15 protein-coding genes are annotated in these 17,202 nt (G+C 64.8%); 7 read left to right on the top strand and 8 right to left on the bottom strand.

Going from position 1 to position 17,202, the window contains the following annotated elements; all coding sequences use genetic code 11:
- Positions 1–155: 155 nt before the first annotated feature.
- From C2862_RS14360 to argJ, 4 genes are all read right to left on the bottom strand, one after another.
- Positions 156–1,457 carry a D-amino acid dehydrogenase gene (locus tag C2862_RS14360; protein ID WP_136220807.1) on the bottom strand — a complete coding sequence of 434 codons (1,302 nt, stop codon included), beginning with the start codon at positions 1,455–1,457 and terminating at the stop codon, positions 156–158.
- Between the two features lie 35 nt (positions 1,458–1,492).
- Positions 1,493–1,903: an NUDIX domain-containing protein gene (locus tag C2862_RS14355; RefSeq protein WP_136220806.1), complete on the bottom strand. Its 411-nt coding sequence runs from the start codon at positions 1,901–1,903 to the stop codon at positions 1,493–1,495.
- A gap of 216 nt (positions 1,904–2,119) precedes the next feature.
- Positions 2,120–2,995 carry an ATP-binding protein gene (locus C2862_RS14350; RefSeq protein ID WP_136220805.1) on the bottom strand — a complete coding sequence of 292 codons (876 nt, stop codon included), beginning with the start codon at positions 2,993–2,995 and terminating at the stop codon, positions 2,120–2,122.
- Between the two features lie 6 nt (positions 2,996–3,001).
- Positions 3,002–4,240, bottom strand: coding sequence for a bifunctional glutamate N-acetyltransferase/amino-acid acetyltransferase ArgJ (argJ, locus tag C2862_RS14345; RefSeq protein WP_136220804.1), 1,239 nt, complete (start codon positions 4,238–4,240; stop codon positions 3,002–3,004).
- A gap of 182 nt (positions 4,241–4,422) precedes the next feature.
- Between argJ and C2862_RS14340 the strand changes: the two genes are divergently transcribed.
- The 3 genes from C2862_RS14340 to C2862_RS14330 all read left to right on the top strand — a co-directional run bounded on the left by C2862_RS14340 (position 4,423) and on the right by C2862_RS14330 (position 8,044).
- Entirely contained in the window at positions 4,423–6,003 is a 1,581-nt protein-coding gene (locus C2862_RS14340; RefSeq protein ID WP_168710065.1) for a DUF945 family protein, read from the top strand.
- 247 nt (positions 6,004–6,250) lie between these two features.
- Positions 6,251–6,991 (top strand): hypothetical protein, encoded by a 741-nt coding sequence (locus C2862_RS14335; RefSeq protein ID WP_136220802.1) that lies wholly within the window; start codon positions 6,251–6,253, stop codon positions 6,989–6,991.
- Positions 6,992–7,009: 18 nt separating this feature from the next.
- Positions 7,010–8,044 (top strand): peptidoglycan-binding protein, encoded by a 1,035-nt coding sequence (locus C2862_RS14330; protein WP_136220801.1) that lies wholly within the window; start codon positions 7,010–7,012, stop codon positions 8,042–8,044.
- An 85-nt stretch (positions 8,045–8,129) separates the two neighbouring features.
- Here the strand turns inward: C2862_RS14330 and secA are convergent, their stop codons facing one another.
- Positions 8,130–10,910, bottom strand: coding sequence for a preprotein translocase subunit SecA (secA, locus tag C2862_RS14325; RefSeq protein ID WP_136220800.1), 2,781 nt, complete (start codon positions 10,908–10,910; stop codon positions 8,130–8,132).
- 322 nt (positions 10,911–11,232) lie between these two features.
- Between secA and C2862_RS14320 the strand changes: the two genes are divergently transcribed.
- On the top strand, positions 11,233–11,631 hold the full coding sequence (locus C2862_RS14320) for a DciA family protein (RefSeq protein ID WP_229467430.1): 399 nt from the start codon (positions 11,233–11,235) through the stop codon (positions 11,629–11,631).
- Positions 11,632–11,770: 139 nt separating this feature from the next.
- Here the strand turns inward: C2862_RS14320 and lpxC are convergent, their stop codons facing one another.
- The 3 genes from lpxC to C2862_RS14305 all read right to left on the bottom strand — a co-directional run bounded on the left by lpxC (position 11,771) and on the right by C2862_RS14305 (position 14,256).
- Positions 11,771–12,706, bottom strand: a complete 936-nt coding sequence (gene lpxC / locus C2862_RS14315; protein WP_136220798.1) for a UDP-3-O-acyl-N-acetylglucosamine deacetylase — start codon at positions 12,704–12,706, stop codon at positions 11,771–11,773.
- 93 nt (positions 12,707–12,799) lie between these two features.
- Positions 12,800–13,642, bottom strand: coding sequence for a DMT family transporter (locus C2862_RS14310; protein ID WP_136220825.1), 843 nt, complete (start codon positions 13,640–13,642; stop codon positions 12,800–12,802).
- Between the two features lie 110 nt (positions 13,643–13,752).
- Entirely contained in the window at positions 13,753–14,256 is a 504-nt protein-coding gene (locus C2862_RS14305) for a peroxiredoxin (protein WP_136220797.1), read from the bottom strand.
- Positions 14,257–14,417: 161 nt separating this feature from the next.
- Here C2862_RS14305 and C2862_RS14300 point away from each other — a divergent pair, with 161 nt between their 5' ends.
- The 3 genes from C2862_RS14300 (at position 14,418) to C2862_RS14290 (ending at position 17,188) form a co-directional block, all read left to right on the top strand.
- The gene (locus C2862_RS14300) at positions 14,418–15,674 is read left to right on the top strand and encodes a bifunctional 2-polyprenyl-6-hydroxyphenol methylase/3-demethylubiquinol 3-O-methyltransferase UbiG (RefSeq protein ID WP_229467429.1); all 1,257 of its coding nucleotides are present in this window, start codon (positions 14,418–14,420) and stop codon (positions 15,672–15,674) included.
- Positions 15,675–15,763: 89 nt separating this feature from the next.
- Positions 15,764–16,660 carry an RNA polymerase sigma factor SigJ gene (sigJ, locus tag C2862_RS14295; RefSeq protein WP_136220795.1) on the top strand — a complete coding sequence of 299 codons (897 nt, stop codon included), beginning with the start codon at positions 15,764–15,766 and terminating at the stop codon, positions 16,658–16,660.
- 66 nt (positions 16,661–16,726) lie between these two features.
- Complete coding sequence (locus tag C2862_RS14290; RefSeq protein WP_136220794.1) at positions 16,727–17,188, top strand: carboxymuconolactone decarboxylase family protein; 462 nt, start codon at positions 16,727–16,729, stop codon at positions 17,186–17,188.
- Positions 17,189–17,202 lie beyond the last annotated feature (14 nt).

Genomic DNA, 17,202 nt, shown 5'->3' with positions numbered 1-17,202 from the left:
GGGCTCTTCCAAGTGTTTTTCTGCGACCGCGAGGTCACCCAAATCAACCTTAGAACCAGCTAGAATCTAACCCGGCAGTGTCACCTATGTGTCTAGACACCTGTTACCTATGTGTCTGTGCTATACAGAGAGCCCACCCTACGAACCGCGGTGCCTTATGCCGTGACCGTAATCCCGCCCGGCACCAACACCGGCTTGTTGCGACGGCCATAACGGTCCATGAACAGGCCTTCCAGGCCAATCTCCGGCTGGCGGCCCGAGACCATGTCGGCCAGCACGCGGCCCGAGCCGCAGGCCATGGTCCAGCCCAGGGTGCCGTGTCCCGTGTTCAGGAACAGGTTGCGGTACGGCGTCGGGCCGACAACGGGCGTGCCGTCCGGCGTCATCGGACGCAGGCCACACCAGAACTCGGCCTTCGACACGTCGCCGCCGCGCGGGAACAGGTCGGTGACCGAGTGTTCCAGCGTGTCGCGGCGCGCCTGGTGCAGGCGCAGGTCGTAGCCGGCCAGTTCGGCCGTGCCGCCGACGCGAATGCGGTCGCCGAGGCGCGTGATGGCGACCTTGAAGGTCTCGTCCATCACGGTCGATTCCGGCGCGCCGGCGGCGTCCGTGATCGGCACGGTGATCGAATAGCCCTTCACCGGATACACCGGGATGTGGATGCCGATCTGCTTCAGCACGAAGGGCGAATAGCTGCCCAGCGCCAGCACGAAGGAATCGGCCTTCAGTTCGCCCTGCGAAGTGACCACGCCGGTGACCCTGTCGCCTTCGACGGCCAGGCGCTTGATCTCGACGCCGTGGCGGAATTTCACGCCCAGCGCTTTCGCCATCTCGGCCAGCTTCTGGGTGAACTTGAAGCAGTCGCCGGTCTCGTCGTTCGGCAGCAGCAGGCCGCCGACGAACTTGCCGCGCACGTTTTTCAGCGCCGGCTCGTAGGCTTCGCAGCCGGCCGGATCCAGCACTTTATAGGGCACGCCGTACTGCTCGAGGACGGCGATGTCGGTCGCGGCGCCATCGAGCTGCTTCTGGGTGCGGAACAGCTGCAGGGTGCCCTGGCTGCGCTCGTCGTAGGCGATGCCGGTGTCGCGGCGCAATTGGACCAGTACGTCGCGGCTGTACTCGGCCAGGCGCACCATGCGGCCCTTGTTGATGGCATAGCTCTTGTGATTGCAGTTGGCCAGCATCGAGATCATCCAGCGCCACTGGTTCGGATCGAGCTGCGGCCGCACGACCAGCGGGCTGTGCTGCATCATCAGCCACTTGACGGCTTTCGCCGGCACGCCGGGACCGGCCCACGGGGACGCGTAGCCGGGCGAGATTTCGCCGGCGTTGCCATAACTCGTTTCCATGCCGGCGGCCGGCTGGCGGTCGACGACCGTGACGTCGTGCCCGGCCTGGGCCAGGTAATACGCCGTGGTGGTGCCGATGACACCACTACCCAAGACGATGATTTTCACAAGGAGTCCTTCAACAGATTGGTTGACTGCTTTTCTTACCCGGCATAGCGCAGCTGATCGAGCCACGCCAGCAGGGGGATGGTTGCGGGCAGCAGCGGGGTAAGGCCGACTGTCCCTTGCCACGCAAAGGCCTGGCCTTCCAGGCTTTGCGGTTCGCCGCGCCAGTCGCGGCTGATATAAAAATGGAGCCGCACATGGGCGTGCGCGTAGACGTGTTCGACGCAGCACCAGGGCTCGGCGCTGACGATGTGCACGCCCAGTTCCTCGACGAATTCGCGCTGCAGGGCGTGGAAGATGTCCTCGCCCGCCTCGACTTTACCGCCCGGGAATTCCCAGTAGCCCGCATAGGGTTTACCGTCGGGGCGCTGGCCGAGCAGCACGTCGCCGTTCGGGCGCATCAGGATGCCGACCGCCACATCGATCGGGCGGGCTGTCGTGTGCTGCATTGCTGGTCCGTCCGGAAAATCCGATATTGTACGCCAGGCTGATGCTTAAGGCATGGGCAGCGTTGCAACAGGCGTTACAAAAATGAGGGGCGAGATAACCGTAGCGAATGGGTCTCGTAGGGTGGGCATTCATGCCCACGCCGTATGGCACGATGACGATGTCGAAACGTCATTTCGATTTGCACACGCCGCACCGCGTGGGCATGAATGCCCACCCTACATGGCGAGTTTCCCGGCGTAGTCTTTGGCGAACTGCCAGGCGACGCGGCCCGAGCGCGAGCCGCGTCCAAGCGCCCACTGCAGCGCCTCGCCGCGTGCCATCTCGATCTGCTCCGGCGTGCAACCAAAACTGGCAAGCCAGTGCGCCACGATGCCCAGATAATCGTCCTGCTTGAACGGATAGAAGGACAGCCACACCCCGAACCGTTCCGACAGCGAGATCTTTTCTTCGACCGCCTCGCCCGGATGCAGCTCGCCGTCGTCGGCGTGCCGGTAGCCCGTGTTGTCCGACATTTTCTCGGGCATCAGGTGGCGCCGGTTCGAGGTGGCGTAGATCAGGACGTTGTCCGACTGGGTGGCAACGCTGCCGTCCAGCGCCACCTTCAATGCCTTGTAGCCGGCTTCCCCTTCCTCGAACGAGAGGTCGTCGCAGAAGATGACGAAGCGCTCAGGCCGGCTCGCGACCAGGTCGACGATGTCGGGCAGGTCGGCCAGATCCGCCTTGTCGACCTCGATCAGGCGCAGGCCCTGCTCGGCAAAGCCGTTCAGGCAAGCCTTGATCAGCGAGGACTTGCCGGTGCCGCGCGCACCGGTGAGCAGCACGTTGTTGGCCGGCCGGCGCGCCACGAACTGGCGCGTGTTCTGCTCGATCGCGCGCTTTTGCAGCTCGACGTGCTGCAAATCGTCGAAGCCAATGGTCGACGCATGCCGCACCGGCTGCAGCCAGCCGCCGCCCGTGCTGCCCGGACGCCGGCGCCAGCGGAAGGCGAACGCTTGCTTGAAATCCGACTCGCGCGGCGCCGGCGGCAGCACCGCCTCGACCCGCGCCAGGACGGCTTCGGCACGGTGCAGGAACTGTTCGAGCGGCGTCATACAGCCTTACGAACGGTAGTCGGCGTTGATGCTGACGTAGTCGTGCGACAGGTCGCAGGTCCAGACGGTGGCGCTGGCCTCGCCGCGCGCCAGGGTCACGCGCACGGTGATTTCGGCCTGCTTCATCACGCGCTGGCCGTCCGCTTCCTGGTAGTCCGGGTTGCGGCCGCCGGCCTTGGCCACCCAGACGTCGTCCAGGTAGAGGTCGAGCTTGGTCACGTCCAGGTCGTCGACGCCGGCGTAGCCGACGGCGGCCAGGATGCGGCCCAGGTTCGGGTCCGAAGCAAAGAAGGCGGTCTTCACCAGCGGCGAGTGGGCGATCGCGTAGGCGATCTTGCGGCACTCTTCCAGCGAACGGCCCTGCTCCACCGTGATGGTGATGAACTTGGTCGCGCCTTCGCCATCGCGGATGATCTGCTGCGCCAGGTTGCGCGAAATATCGGTCACCGCGTCGCGCAGCGCTTCATAGTCCGCGCCCGCCGCTTCGTTGACGACCAGGCTGCCGGCGCCGGTGGCGATCAGCATGAAGGAATCGTTGGTCGAGGTGTCGCCGTCGATGGTGATGCTGTTGAAGGAGCGGTCGGCTGCGTACTTTACCAGCTCGTCCAGCACCGGCTGCGCCACTTTCGCGTCGAAGGCCAGGTAACCCAGCATGGTCGCCATGTTCGGCTTGATCATGCCGGCGCCCTTGCTGATGCCGGTCATGGTGACCTGGTGGCCGCCGATGGTGACCGTACGCGAGGCCGCCTTCGGCTGGGTATCGGTGGTCATGATCGCTTCGGCGGCGTTGAACCAGTTGTCGGCGGTGAGGTTGGCCACGGCTTGCGGCAGGCTGGCGACGATCTTCGCGATCGGCAGCGGCTCCAGGATCACGCCGGTCGAGAACGGCAGTACCTGCTGCGCATCGCAGCCGAGCAGCTTCGCCACTTCGGCGCAGGTGGCCTGGGCGTTGGCCAGGCCCGGCTCGCCGGTACCGGCGTTCGCATTGCCGGTGTTGACGACCAGCGCACGGATCGGCTTGCCGCCGCTTTGCACGGCCGCCAGGTTCGCCTTGCTGACCTGGACCGGCGCCGCGCAGAAGCGGTTCAGGGTGAACACGCCGGAAACGGTCGCGCCTTCGGCCAGCCGCATCACCAGCACATCCTTGCGGTTGGGCTTCTTGATGCCGGCTTGGGCAAAACCGATGTCGATGCCGGCAACCGGTTTCAGGTCGGCGGCGACGGGCAGAGGGGAATTCACGGCCATGGTGGTCTCAATGGAAAGATTTCGAATCCGATATTGTACTGCGCACGGGCGGAGACGGGCGCAGGACGCATGCCGCGGCTGGTTTCAGCTTTCTCATAGGCATGAAGACCTGTCGAAACAGATGGGTGACTTTCTATCGAGCATCATTGATAATTAGAAACTTGATAACTAGAAGGTCTACCGTGAAACTTGCCTTGATGCGCCGCGCAATCGCGGCATCCCTGCTGCTGGCGTCCTTCGCCTGCGCCGCCGACGACGCGCCGAAACGGCCCCGTCCCGCACCGCCCCTGGGCGTGCAGGCCTTCACCGCAGCCGCACACGAGATGCAGAATGCGATGGTCGCCGGCGCCGACCTCACGCGCAACTTCGACCGGCTGGTCGATTTCCAGCATACGCCCGAGACCGCGAAGCTGCTGGCCGACGCCTTCGGCAATGAGCGTCCGTGGTCGGTCGAAAAACGCGGCAGCGAGCAGGGCAAGACCAGCTATCGCTTCCTGCTGGCCCCGCTGCACACCACCACGGCCGCCGGCAATACGCTCGTGTGGGACGCCTTCCCGATCGACTTCCGGGTCGACAATGCCGCCAAGTCCGTCGACTACCGCGGCAGCTGGCCCTCGCTCTCTTTCGAGGACAAGGAGGCCCGCGTGACGTTGCGCGACGGCTCGCTCTCGGGCAAGCAGCGCCGCGGCGGCGGCGATGTGTGGTACGGCACGCTGCGCGGCGATCTCGCCAGCATGCAGTTCGAGCACAAGACCAGCAACATGTCCCTCCTGATGCGCGAGCTGTGGATCGACGGCCGCGTCGACGAACGTCCGCGCACGGTCGACATGCACTACGGCTTCGGGATCAAGGCCATCGAGATCGCGGGCGAACGCATCGACAACTTCAAGATGAACACGCGCTTCCTGAACATCGAGAAGGCGGCCATGGTGGCGATGCGCGCGGCCGAAAAGAAGATGAGCGCACAGAAGGTGGCGGCGAGCGACAACCTGAACGTCATGATGCCCTTCTTCAAGCAGCTGATGCGCGGCGCCGCGAAGAACAAGACCGCGCTGGTGATCGACGAAATGAGCGTCGGCTACCACGGACACCGGGCCTTGCTGCGCGGGCGCGTCAGCTTCGGGCCGGGCGCCGACCGCGCCGACCTCGAGACCCTGGCCAAGCGCATCGATGCGCGCTTCACCGTCAAGGTTCCGCTGGCCCTGGTGCGTGAAGTCGCCACGGTGGTCGTGCGCCAGCAGATGGCGGCCGCGGCCAAGGCCCAGCCGCAAGCCCAACCGCAGGATGCCGCCGCCCTCGCCGCGTCGGCCACCGACGCCATCGTCGGCAAGATGCTCGCCAACGGCTATGCGCGCCTGGAAGACGATGCGCTGGTCTCCACCATCGAGTTCAGCAAAGGTGTCCTGCGCGTCAACGGCAAGCAGGTCGAGCTGCCGAAGCCGCCGAAGGCCCCCGTGCCGGCGAATGCGGCCAGTTTCATGCAGTCGCGCCGGATTGCCGACTCGTGCACGCTGCCTGACTACCCGGCTGAAGTCGTGGCCGAGGACAGTGCGCTCGCGCTGACGCTGGACTACGTCGTCGGTCCGGACGGCGCACTGCGCGATATGAAACTGGCCCAGTCGAGCGGCTTGCGCGACTACGATCGCGCCGTGATGGCCGCGTTCGCAAAGTGCCGCTTCATCCCTGCCTTGCAAGACGGCAAGCCCGTCGAGCACCGCGCGACCTACACCCTGTCGCGCGACGCGGGCAGCGTCCGCCCCTGAGCGTCTCCCGGCCGGTGCCGTCGCAGGGCGGCACCGGTCTTCCCCCCTCCTCCCGCAGCACCATTCCGTCGAACTTGTCAACTGCACAAATGACGAGTTAACAAAATACGTCAGCGCAATCGTGCGCGAGAGCAACGTCCCTATACTCGATCGGGCCCGGTGCGGTCCGCTTCAGGCCGTCACCAGGTGCGTGCCCGTGTGCTCGCACGGGTTTACATAAGCAGAAACAACAATCAGGAGACGGAAAATGAAGTTCACCATGAAAGCACGGCTGCTGGCCGCGCTGTGCGCTGCGCTAGGTGCCGGACTTGCAGCCGCGCCGGCCGCGTTCGCCGACGGCCAGGCGCGCCAGTTGACGGCATCCGCCAAGCTCTACAAGCAATACTTCCAGGAAGCCTCGAAAGAGTTCGACGTGCCCGTCGAACTGCTCGAATCGATCGCCTATGCCGAAACCCGCTGGGTCTCGCACGTGCCGAAAGGCCAGCTCAAAAAGAACGGCGAGCCGCAGATCGAGATCGATCCCGACCCGCACCACGGCATGCCGCCCAGCTACGGCATCATGGGCTTGCGCAACGACACCTATTTCGGCACCTCGCTGACGCAAGGAGCCGCCCTGATCCGCGTTTCGCCGGACGTGGTGATCACCGACGTGCGCAGCAATATCCGCGCGGCCGCCGCCCTGCTCGCCCAATACGGCGCGCGCAAGACGAAGAACTTCCCGCTCGAGGACTGGGAAGGCGCCGTGGCCCGTTATTCCGGCATTCCGCAGCCGGAAGTCGCGCAGATCTACACCTACGAAATCCTGACCGCGATCCGCCAGGGCCGCGAGAGCGCCGACTACAAGATCAAGCAGCGCCATGTGGAAATGGAAAAGGTCTACGGCAAGGAGAAGCTGAAAAAGCTGTCCGCACGCCGCATCACGATCGAGACCGGCGTGCCCGATCCGAAGATCTCGGCGCCCGACTTCGTCGATGCACCTTCCAAATAACGCCTCCGGAGATCACACATGAAGAAGAACATGAACGGCCTGCTGGCAGGCACGCTTGCATCCCTACTTTTGGCCGCGCTCGGCCTGCAGGCCCTGCCGGCGCGCGCATCGACCGATTATCCGCCCGCGATCTGGAACCCGGCGGCCAGCTGCAACTACTCGGCGCGCACAGCCTCCATCAGCCACGTCACCATTCACACTACGCAAGGTTCCTACGCCGGCTCGATCTCCTGGTTCCAGAACTGCCAGGCCGGCGTCAGCGCCCACTACGTGATCCGCTCCTCGGACGGCCAGGTCACGCAGATGGTGCGCGAGGCGGACAAGGCCTGGCACGTCGGCAATTCGAACGGCTACACGATCGGCATCGAGCACGAGGGCTACATCAACGCCCCAGCCACCTGGTACACCAGCGCCATGTACAACGCCTCGGCGGCCCTGACGCGCGACATCCTCGCCTCGCGCGGCCTGTCGCAGAAGGTGTTCGACGGCAGCGGCGGCTGGAACGCGGTGCCCTCGGACTCGCTGTACAACGTCAAGGGCCACGTCAACTACGCCAGCCAGAGCCACACCGATCCGGGTTCGGGCTGGGACTGGCCGCGCTATAAAACCCTGGTCGCGGGCGGCACCAGCGGTGGCGGCGGCAGCGATGCGAGTCTGAGCTGGCCGCTGGTCCAGTACGGTAATACGGGCGAGCGCGTGCGCACCATCCAGTACCTGCTGCAGCAATGGGGATACTCGCTGACCGTGAACGGCAGCTTCGACACGGCGACCCAGAACGCCGTGAAGAACTTCCAGTCCTCGCGCGGCCTGGGCGCCGACGGCATCGTCGGCAACGCCACCTGGCCCGCGCTGACCATCGTCACCCAGCAGGGCGACTCGGGCGCCAAGGTGCGTGCGGTGCAGAGCCAGCTGAACGAGAGCGGTTACGGGCTGGTGGTGGATGGGATCTTCGGGTCGGGTACCAATACGGCGGTGCGCAGCTTCCAGTCGTCGAAGGGGCTCGGCGTGGACGGCATCGTCGGCGACAACACCTGGAACAAGATGGCCTGGTGATGGCGGACCGGCCGGCGGCATGACCGCCGGTCCGGCCAACAAAAAAGGCGTCCCACGGGACGCCTTTCTCTTTACAGCAACCGGCTTACGCCAGCTTGCCGTGGCACTGCTTGAACTTCTTGCCGCTGCCGCAAGGGCATGGATCGTTGCGGCCGACCTTCATGCCCATGTAGGTGCTGTGGTCCTCGGCTGCCATCGGGGTGGTGCCCGGATTGGCGACCGGGGCCAGCAGCTCTTCCGGCGCGGCCGACGGGTTGAAGTCGGCGTGCTGGTAGTTGATGTTTTCCAGGTGCGCCGCCTGCGCCGCCATGGCCGCTTCCGCCGCCTCGACTTCTTCGCGCGACTGGATGCGGACCGTCATCACGGTGCGGATCACTTCGTTCTTGATCTGGTCCAGCATGCTGCCGAACAGCTCGAAGGCTTCGCGCTTGTATTCCTGCTTCGGGTTCTTCTGCGCGTAGCCGCGCAGGTGGATGCCCTGGCGCAGGTGGTCCAGCGCCGACAGGTGTTCGCGCCAGTGGGTGTCCACGCTTTGCAGCATGACGTTGCGCTCGAAGCCGCCGAAGGACTCCTTGCCGACGATGGCGACCTTGCTGTTGTACGAGGCGTCGGCCGCGGCCAGCACCTTTTCCAGGATGTCGTCGTCGTTCAGGTTCGGATCGTCGACCAGCATCTGCTCGAGCGGCACGTCGAGTGCCCATTCGGCGGCCAGCACCGACTGCAGCGACTTGATGTCCCACTGCTCTTCGACCGATTCGGCCGGCACGTGCTCGCGCACGACGTCGGTGAACACGCCGGTGCGCAGCGAGGCGATCAGTTCCGAGATGTCGGCCGCTTCCAGCAGTTCGTTACGCTGGGTGTAGATCACCTTGCGCTGGTCGTTGGCGACGTCGTCATACTCCAGCAACTGCTTGCGGATGTCGAAGTTGCGGGCCTCGACCTTGCGCTGGGCGGTCTCGATGGAGCGGGTCACGATGCCCGCCTCGATCGGCTCGCCTTCCGGCATTTTCAGGCGCTCCATGATGGCGCGCACGCGGTCGCCGGCGAAGATGCGCAGCAGGGTGTCGTCCAGGCACAGGTAGAAGCGCGAGGAGCCCGGGTCGCCCTGGCGGCCCGAACGGCCACGCAGCTGGTTGTCGACGCGGCGCGATTCGTGACGCTCGGTACCGATGATGTGCAGGCCGCCGGCGTTCACGACGTGGTCGTGCAGCGATTGCCATTCGTTGCGCAGCTGCGCCGATTGCGCCGCCTTGTCCGCTTCCGACAGTTCGGCGTTGGCTTCGATGATCTGGATCTGCTTCTCGACGTTACCGCCGAGGACGATGTCGGTACCGCGGCCGGCCATGTTGGTCGCGATGGTGATCATCTTCGGACGGCCCGCCTGGGCGATGATTTCCGCTTCACGGGCGTGCTGCTTTGCGTTCAGCACGTTGTGCGGCAGCTTGGCGCCATTCAGGATGCCCGACAGCAGTTCCGAGTTCTCGATCGAGGTGGTGCCGACGAGGACCGGCTGGCCGCGCTCGTAGCAATCCTTGATGTCGATGAGCATCGCGTTGTACTTTTCCTGCGCGGACTTGTACACCTGGTCCTGGCGGTCCTTGCGCTGCGACGGCTTGTTCGGCGGGATGACGACGGTTTCCAGGCCGTAGATTTCCTGGAACTCGTAGGCTTCGGTATCGGCCGTACCGGTCATGCCGGACAGCTTGGTGTACATGCGGAAGTAGTTCTGGAAGGTGATCGAGGCCAGGGTCTGGTTCTCGTTCTGGATGCGCACGCCTTCCTTGGCTTCCACGGCCTGGTGCAGGCCGTCCGACCAGCGGCGGCCCGTCATCAGGCGGCCGGTGAATTCGTCGACGATCACGACTTCGTTGTTCTGCACCACATAATGGGTGTCCTTGCTGTACAGGACATGCGCGCGCAGCGCCGCGTACAGGTGGTGGATCAGCGTGATGTTGGCCGCGTCGTAGAGCGAGGCGCCTTCCGGCAGCAGGCCCATCCTGGTGAGAATGGCCTCGGCCTTTTCGTGGCCGGCTTCGGTCAGCAGGACCGTGTGCGCCTTTTCGTCCTTGGTGTAGTCGCCCGGGACTTCGATCTGGCCCTTGCCGTCCGGGGTTTCTTCGCCGATCTGCAGGGTCAGCTGCGGCGGCACTTCGTTCATGCGGTGGTACAGGTCGGTATGGTTCTCGGCCTGGCCCGAAATGATCAAAGGCGTACGCGCTTCGTCGATCAGGATCGAGTCGACCTCGTCGACCACGGCGAAGTTCAGGCCGCGCTGCACGCGCTCGCGCGCCTCGTAGACCATGTTGTCGCGCAGGTAGTCGAAACCGAATTCGTTGTTCGTACCATAGGTGATGTCGGAACCGTAAGCGCGCTGCTTGCTGTCGTGATCCATCTGCGACAGGTTCACGCCGGTGCTGAGGCCGAGCCAGCCGTACAGGCGGCCCATCTGGTCGGCATCGCGCTGCGCCAGGTAATCGTTGACGGTAATGACGTGCACGCCCTTGCCGGACAGTGCGTTCAGGTAGACCGGCAGGGTTGCCATCAGGGTCTTGCCTTCACCGGTACCCATCTCGGCGATCTTGCCCTGGTGGATAACCATGCCGCCGATCATCTGTACGTCGAAGTGGCGCATCTTGAGGACGCGCTTGGCGGCTTCGCGGCAGACGGCGAAGGCTTCCGGCAGGATGGCGTCGAGCGTCTCGCCCTTGGCGACACGGTCCTTGAATTCGGGGGTCTTGGCCTGGAGATCGGCGTCCGACAGCGCTTCCATCTGCGGCTCGAGCGCGTTGATCTGACGCACGGTTTTTTGATATTGCTTGAGCAGCCGCTGGTTACGGCTACCGAAAATCTGGGTCAGTAATGACATGCTAAGTTTCTTAAAAAGACGCCGCAAAAAGAGCCAGGGATGATATCAAAAAGATACCGACCTCAGACCGACGGAGGCAAAAAGCGAGTGATTTTATCATGCGATGCGGCCACACTTGGGGATGATAGGCAGGATAACAAGTGTCGTGCACGAAAGAATGTTGCCAATTTACCTTGAAAATCGTGGATTGCCACACCGGTGGGCCGCTTATGGTATGTTGCGCCCCTGTAGCTCACTCACTTCTCCTCCCATGCACATCTACGGCACCCGCAACCGAACCACTTCCTTCGAGGTGACGGATTTCCTGCGGAAGAACGACCGCATGGCCAGCCTGATGCCGGCCGCGATGCGCATGGCCGACCTGCAGCGTGACGTCGGCCTGGCCCTGCCTGCGATTGCGAACAATTGCGACGTGCTGTCCTTCCAGGAAGGCGTGCTGACCCTGGCCGTGCCGAGTTCGGCAGTGGCGGCGCGCCTGAAGCAGCAGTTGCCGAAGCTGCAAGCCACCCTGCTGGCGCGCGGCTGGCAGGTGAATTCGACGCGTTTGAAGGTGCAGGTGACGCGGGCGATGCCGCAGCGGCCGGAGCCGCGGGTGCTGGAGTTGCCGTCCACCGCGGTGGAGGCGTTCGAGGAGCTGGGGGAGAGTTTGCCGGATACGCCGCAGAATGCGGCGCTGGTGGCGGCGGTCAAAAGGTTGGCGGCGAAAAGGCGCAGCGGATAATCAACTGTTGAACGCGCGGGCATGCCCGCCCTACGTTACGCAACGGTTCCATGAACTTGCTACAGACGGTAGTGCACCGTAGGGCGGGCATGCCCGCGTTACGGCGCATGCAAATTGGCGCCATGTACTCCGACCATGATTACGTCTGCGCCCACTCCTGCTGCATCTGTTTTACGTACGACGCCGGCGCACCTTCCACCGCATCGAAGGACACGATCTCGTACGCATCCGGCCGCGCCAATAAAGCGCGCAACAGGTCGTTGTTCAGCGCATGCCCCGATTTATGCGCTTCGTAGGCCGCCAGCAGAGGATGCCCCACCAGGTACAGGTCGCCGATGGCGTCGAGGATCTTGTGGCGCACGAACTCGTCGTCGTAGCGCAAGCCGTCCGCATTCAGGATGCGGTATTCGTCCATCACGATCGCGTTTTCCAGCGAACCGCCACGTGCCAGGCCCATGCCGCGCAGGCTTTCCACGTCTTGCATGAAGCCGAAGGTACGGGCGCGCGCCACGTCGTGCACATAGGACACCTGGGCGAAGTCGACCGAGGCGTTCTGCATCGTGCCGTCCACCGCCGGGTGATTAAATTCGATGAAGAAATCGAGCTTGAAGCCGTCGTGCGGTTTCAGTTTCGCCCATTTTTCATTATTGCCCGTGCCCTGGCGCACTTCGACTTCCTTCAGGACGCGGATAAATTTCTTGGGTGCGGGCTGGTCCTGCACGCCGGCCTGCTGCAGCAGGAACACGAAGGAGGACGCGGAGCCGTCCATGATCGGGATTTCCTCGGCCGTCACCTCGATGTAGAGGTTGTCGATGCCGAGGCCGGCGCAGGCCGACATCAGGTGTTCGACGGTGGACACGCGCGCGTCGTTCTTGATCAGCACCGAGGCCATGCGCGTATCGCCCACGACGTCGGCGCTCGACGGGAACTCGACCACCGGATCGAGGTCGACGCGGCGGAACACGATGCCGGTATCGGGCGCGGCGGGACGCAGCGTCAGTTCGACCTTGCGGCCCGAGTGCAGCCCGACGCCGGTCGTGCGCACCAGTTCTTTGATGGTTCGTTGTTTGAGCATGCGCCGATTATATCTGCGCTTGCAAATCGCTGCCGGACTCGGCCCTTGCAGCACGGCAACGGATGAGTTAAGCGATGCGAATGGGCAACAAACCTAAGGGTGTTCCGCTTCCGAATGCACCTTTTCGTGCCGAATCAGGTACATGCCGCTGCCGATGATGATCGCCGCGCCGACCAGCGTATAGCCGTCGGGCAGCGCCTGCCACAGCAGCCAGTCGATCGCCACGCCCCAGGCCAGGGCCGAATACTCGAAGGGTGCCACCACCGAGGCTTCGCCGTGGCTGAAGGCCTCGGTGATAGCCAGCTGGCCGAAAAAGCCGCTCACGGCCAGCGCGCACAAGAGCCAGACATGGGCGGCATCGACCTGCACCCAAGTCGGCAGCGCCAGCACAGTGGCGCCAATGGCCATCATCAGCATCAGCCAGAACATGATCTGCTCGCTGCTGTCGGTCCGCGCCAGCACCCGCGCGCCGATGGCGGAGATGGCATAGCAGACGGCCGAGGCCAGGATCGCCAGCCCGCCCAGGGTCAGGAAGCCGCCGCCCTCGGGACGCAGTACCACCAGCACGCCGCCCAGCCCGACGGCGATCGCGATCCAGCGCGCCAGGTTCACTTTTTCCTTCAGTACGAATACCGACAGCGCCGTGATCAGGGCCGGGGCGATGAAGAAGATCGAGTAGGCCTCGGCCAGCGAGAGCTGCTTCAGCCCGTAGGCGAACAGGGCCAGCATCGCGATGCCGACGCCGGCGCGCAGCAGCTGCAGCGACCAGCGCACGCGCAGCATGGTCGCGAAGCCGCCGCGCCAGGCGACGTAGGCGCACACCAGCGGCAGCGAGGACAAGGAGCGCAGCGCCGCCACCTGCATCGCCGGGTAGTGGGCGGCGAGCAGCTTCATGCAGGTGTCCATCAGCGAAAACATGAACACGGCGATCAGCATCGCATAGATGCTGCGCAGGTTGCCGCTCAATTTGATCGTTGCATCGGTGTGCATTGGCTCAGAATAAAAACGGCGCCGCAGCGCCGTCGGGTCATACGAAGGCGAAAGGATCAGCCCAGCTGGGTCAGCATGGTTTCGGCGCTCGAGACGTCGAAGCCGCCCTGCTCCACATTCAGCTGCTTCACCACGCCGTCTTCGACCAGCATCGAGTAGCGCTGCGAGCGCGTGCCCATGCCGTGCTTCGAGAAGTCGGCGTCCAGGCCCAGGGCCTTGGTGAAGGCGGCGTTACCGTCGGCCATCATGCGTACGATGCCGGTCGACTTCTGGTCGCGGCCCCAGGCGCCCATCACGAAGGCGTCGTTGACCGAGATGCACCAGATCTCGTCCACGCCCTTGGCGCGCAGCGCATCCGCGTTCTGGACGTAGCCCGGCACGTGCTTGGCCGAGCAGGTCGGCGTGAAGGCGCCCGGCAGGCCGAAAATGGCGATCTTCTTGCCCTTCACGAGGTCGGCGACCTGGAAGGTGTTCGGGCCGAGGGAGCAGCCTTCGGTTTCGGTCTCGATGAATTCAGCCAGGGTGCCTTCCGGCAGGCGCTCGCCAATCTTGATGGTCATGGGATTCCTTGATGTGATGGTGCCAAAACCTCAAGTATGCCGGAAATGCAGCATTCCTGCTGGTGCCCTGCCCGATCTTGCTTTATTGCTGGTTTGCTTGCAAGATGGCGGGCACCTCATTGCCCCGCTTCCAGATGACTCACGAAAACTACCTTCCTGATGTGAAGGCACAGTACGAACACCTGCCCTACCCGCCTGTCAATCCGCTCGACGAACACAAACGCCTGCAGCGCACCTGGCTGGAAGACCTGCCGATGATCAACCACTACTGCTTCGCCGGCAAGCAGACCTTCAAGGATGGCTTTCGCGTGCTGGTGGCGGGCGGCGGCACGGGCGACGCGACGATCTTCCTGGCCGAGCAGCTGCGCGCGACGAACGCCGAAATCGTGCACCTCGACCTCAGCGCGGCCAGTATCGAGCTGGCGCAGCAGCGCGCCCGGATCCGCAAGCTGGGCAACATCCGCTGGGTCCAGGATTCGATCCTGAACATCCCCCAGCTGGACCTGGGCCGCTTCGACTACATCAACTGCTGCGGCGTGCTGCACCACCTGGCCGATCCGGACGCCGGCCTGCGCGCCTTGACAAGCGTGCTGGCCCCGCATGGCGCGATCGCCCTGATGGTCTACGGCGCCATCGGCCGCACCGGCATCTATCACATGCAGCAGCTGCTGCGCCTGTCCAACCAGGGCTGCGCCGAAGCCGAGAAGATCGCCCAGGCCAAGGAAGTACTGCAGGCCATGCCGGCCGGGAACTGGTATCGCCGCGCGGGCGACCTATACAACGACAATGACACCGACGCCGGCATCTTCGATTCGCTGCTGCACAGCCAGGACCGCGCCTACACGATCGAAGAGATCCACGCCTGGCTCGGCGACACGCACGGCTTCACGATCGAACTGTCGGATATCGGGCGCGGCCGCTACCCCTACCTGCCCGAACTGACGCTGGGACTGGAGGCGCAGCGCCTGCGCGCGCGGCTGCCGGCGATGAGCGAACGGGCGCGCCACGCGATGTCGGAACTGCTGATGGGCGACATCACGCGCCACAACATGTACCTGACTCGCGGCCCGCAGTCGAAGGCGCCCTACGGCGACGCCGATTACATCCCCTTCTATTTCCACGAGCCGCTCGACCCGCGCGGCCTGGAACAGATGTTCGCGCCGAAGAACGGCCAGCCGACCCTGCTGCGCCACCCGCACCTCGGCATGAGCGCGGCGGTCGACGCCGGCCGCTACAGCGGCCAGGTGCTGGGCCTGATCGACGGCATGCGCAGCTTCGGCGAAATCTTCGACCAGATCCGCGCCAGGACGCGCGGCCCGGCGCCGGACAACGCCCCCCTGTTCGCCGACTTCGCGCCGACCTATGGCCTGCTGAACGCGATCGAACGCCTGCTGCTGCGCCACGTCAGCTGCCGCTGAAGCGGCGGCGGCCCGGTAACATCGCTCCTGTCACAGGAGCGATGACAGGCACGTCTTGTCGGCGTTACCCTGTACTCCGAGGAGCCGCCATGACCCATTCCATCCCGCACGACAGCGAGGCCAGCTTCGCCGCCGTGCGCCCGCGCCTGTTCGCGATCGCCTACCGCATGCTCGGCACCCGCGCCGATGCCGACGACGTGGTCCAGGATGCCTGGCTGCGCTGGCACGCCAGTGCGCACGACAGCGTGCAGACGCCCGAGGCCTGGCTGGTCACGATCGCGACGCGCCTGGCGATCGACCGCCTGCGCAGCCGCAAGGCCGAGCGCGAAGCCTATATCGGCTGGTGGCTGCCCGAGCCCCTGGTCGAGCTCGACGAACGCACGCCGGAAACCCTGGCCGAACTGTCGAGCGACGTCTCGGTCGCCTTCATGTGGGTTCTGGAGCGCCTGGCGCCGGAAGAGCGCGCCGCCTTCCTGTTGCGCCAGGTGTTCGACCAGGACTACGCCGACATCGCCGCCATGCTCGACAAGACCCAGGCGGCCTGCCGCCAGCTGGTACACCGCGCGCAGGAACGGGTGCGCGCAGAGCAGCCGCGCTTTGCCGTTGAACCCGAGACCCATCGCGCCCTGCTCGGCCGTTTCATGCAGGCCGCAGCCAGCGGCGACCGCACCGCGATGAAGGCACTCATGGCCGACGAGGTCAGCCTGGTGTCCGACGGCGGCGGCAAGGCCAAGTCCTTCCTGCGCGTGCTGCACGGCGCCGGCCGCGTCGCGGGCGTGTACTGGTCGCTCGAACACGCCTTCCCGGGGCGCGTCGCCTACCGCCAGGCCCGCGTCAACGGCGAGCCGGGATTGCTGCGCTATGTCGAGGGCAAGCTGGAGTCGGCCCACGCCTTCATCGTCGACGAGGGCCGCATCGTGGCCGCCTTCGTGATCCGCAATCCCGACAAATTGCTCGGTCTACCGCGGGAGCTGTCACAGGCCTGAAGGCCGCAGCGTCTTGATGGTATCGGGGACGCACAGTGCGCCCCTCATCACCTGAAAGGACACATCATGTCGCACGCACGCATCAACCTCTTCGCCCACGCCCGGGCCAGCCGCCAGGCCATGATCGCCCTCTCCGGCAGCGCCAAGGAAAGCTCGCTCGGTCCGCGCCTCGTCGAACTGCTCAACCTGCGCGTCTCGCAGATCAACGGCTGCGGCCTGTGCATCGACATGCACTGGCGCGACCTCATCAAGCAGGAGATGGACCTGCGCCACCTGAACGCGGTGGCCGGCTGGCGCGAAGCGCCCTTCTTCAGCGCGCGCGAAAAGGCGGCCTTGCGCTGGGCCGAAGCCGTGAACGCAATTCCCCGCACGACGCCGACGGATGCCGACTTCGCTGAAGTGCGCGAACACTTCAGCGAGGACGAGATTGTTCAGCTGGGCTATGCGATCGCGGCGATCAGGGGGTGGAATATGCTGAACGTCAGCCTGCATACCCAGATTCCCGAAGTGCCGCCGCCGGGGATGTAAGTCGTAGGGTGGGC

Origin of the sequence: Massilia sp. Mn16-1_5 (genome assembly GCF_004798585.1) — a bacterium.
In the GTDB taxonomy this organism is placed as follows: domain Bacteria; phylum Pseudomonadota; class Gammaproteobacteria; order Burkholderiales; family Burkholderiaceae_D; genus Telluria.
Note: the sequence above shows the minus strand (reverse complement) of the source record. Positions and strands in the feature narration are given on the sequence as shown.

Excerpts from the sequence above, each read along its gene's own strand:
- C2862_RS14355 (WP_136220806.1), bottom strand. The coding sequence starts at position 1,903 with ATGCAGCACACGACAGCCCGCCCGATCGATGTGGCGGTCGGCATCCTG.
- C2862_RS14350 (WP_136220805.1), bottom strand. The coding sequence starts at position 2,995 with ATGACGCCGCTCGAACAGTTCCTGCACCGTGCCGAAGCCGTCCTGGCG.
- argJ (WP_136220804.1), bottom strand. The coding sequence starts at position 4,240 with ATGGCCGTGAATTCCCCTCTGCCCGTCGCCGCCGACCTGAAACCGGTT.
- C2862_RS14335 (WP_136220802.1), top strand. The coding sequence starts at position 6,251 with ATGAAGTTCACCATGAAAGCACGGCTGCTGGCCGCGCTGTGCGCTGCG.
- C2862_RS14330 (WP_136220801.1), top strand. The coding sequence starts at position 7,010 with ATGAAGAAGAACATGAACGGCCTGCTGGCAGGCACGCTTGCATCCCTA.
- secA (WP_136220800.1), bottom strand. The coding sequence starts at position 10,910 with ATGTCATTACTGACCCAGATTTTCGGTAGCCGTAACCAGCGGCTGCTC.
- C2862_RS14320 (WP_229467430.1), top strand. The coding sequence starts at position 11,233 with ATGGCCAGCCTGATGCCGGCCGCGATGCGCATGGCCGACCTGCAGCGT.
- lpxC (WP_136220798.1), bottom strand. The coding sequence starts at position 12,706 with ATGCTCAAACAACGAACCATCAAAGAACTGGTGCGCACGACCGGCGTC.
- C2862_RS14310 (WP_136220825.1), bottom strand. The coding sequence starts at position 13,642 with ATGCTGATCGCCGTGTTCATGTTTTCGCTGATGGACACCTGCATGAAG.
- C2862_RS14305 (WP_136220797.1), bottom strand. The coding sequence starts at position 14,256 with ATGACCATCAAGATTGGCGAGCGCCTGCCGGAAGGCACCCTGGCTGAA.
- sigJ (WP_136220795.1), top strand. The coding sequence starts at position 15,764 with ATGACCCATTCCATCCCGCACGACAGCGAGGCCAGCTTCGCCGCCGTG.
- C2862_RS14290 (WP_136220794.1), top strand. The coding sequence starts at position 16,727 with ATGTCGCACGCACGCATCAACCTCTTCGCCCACGCCCGGGCCAGCCGC.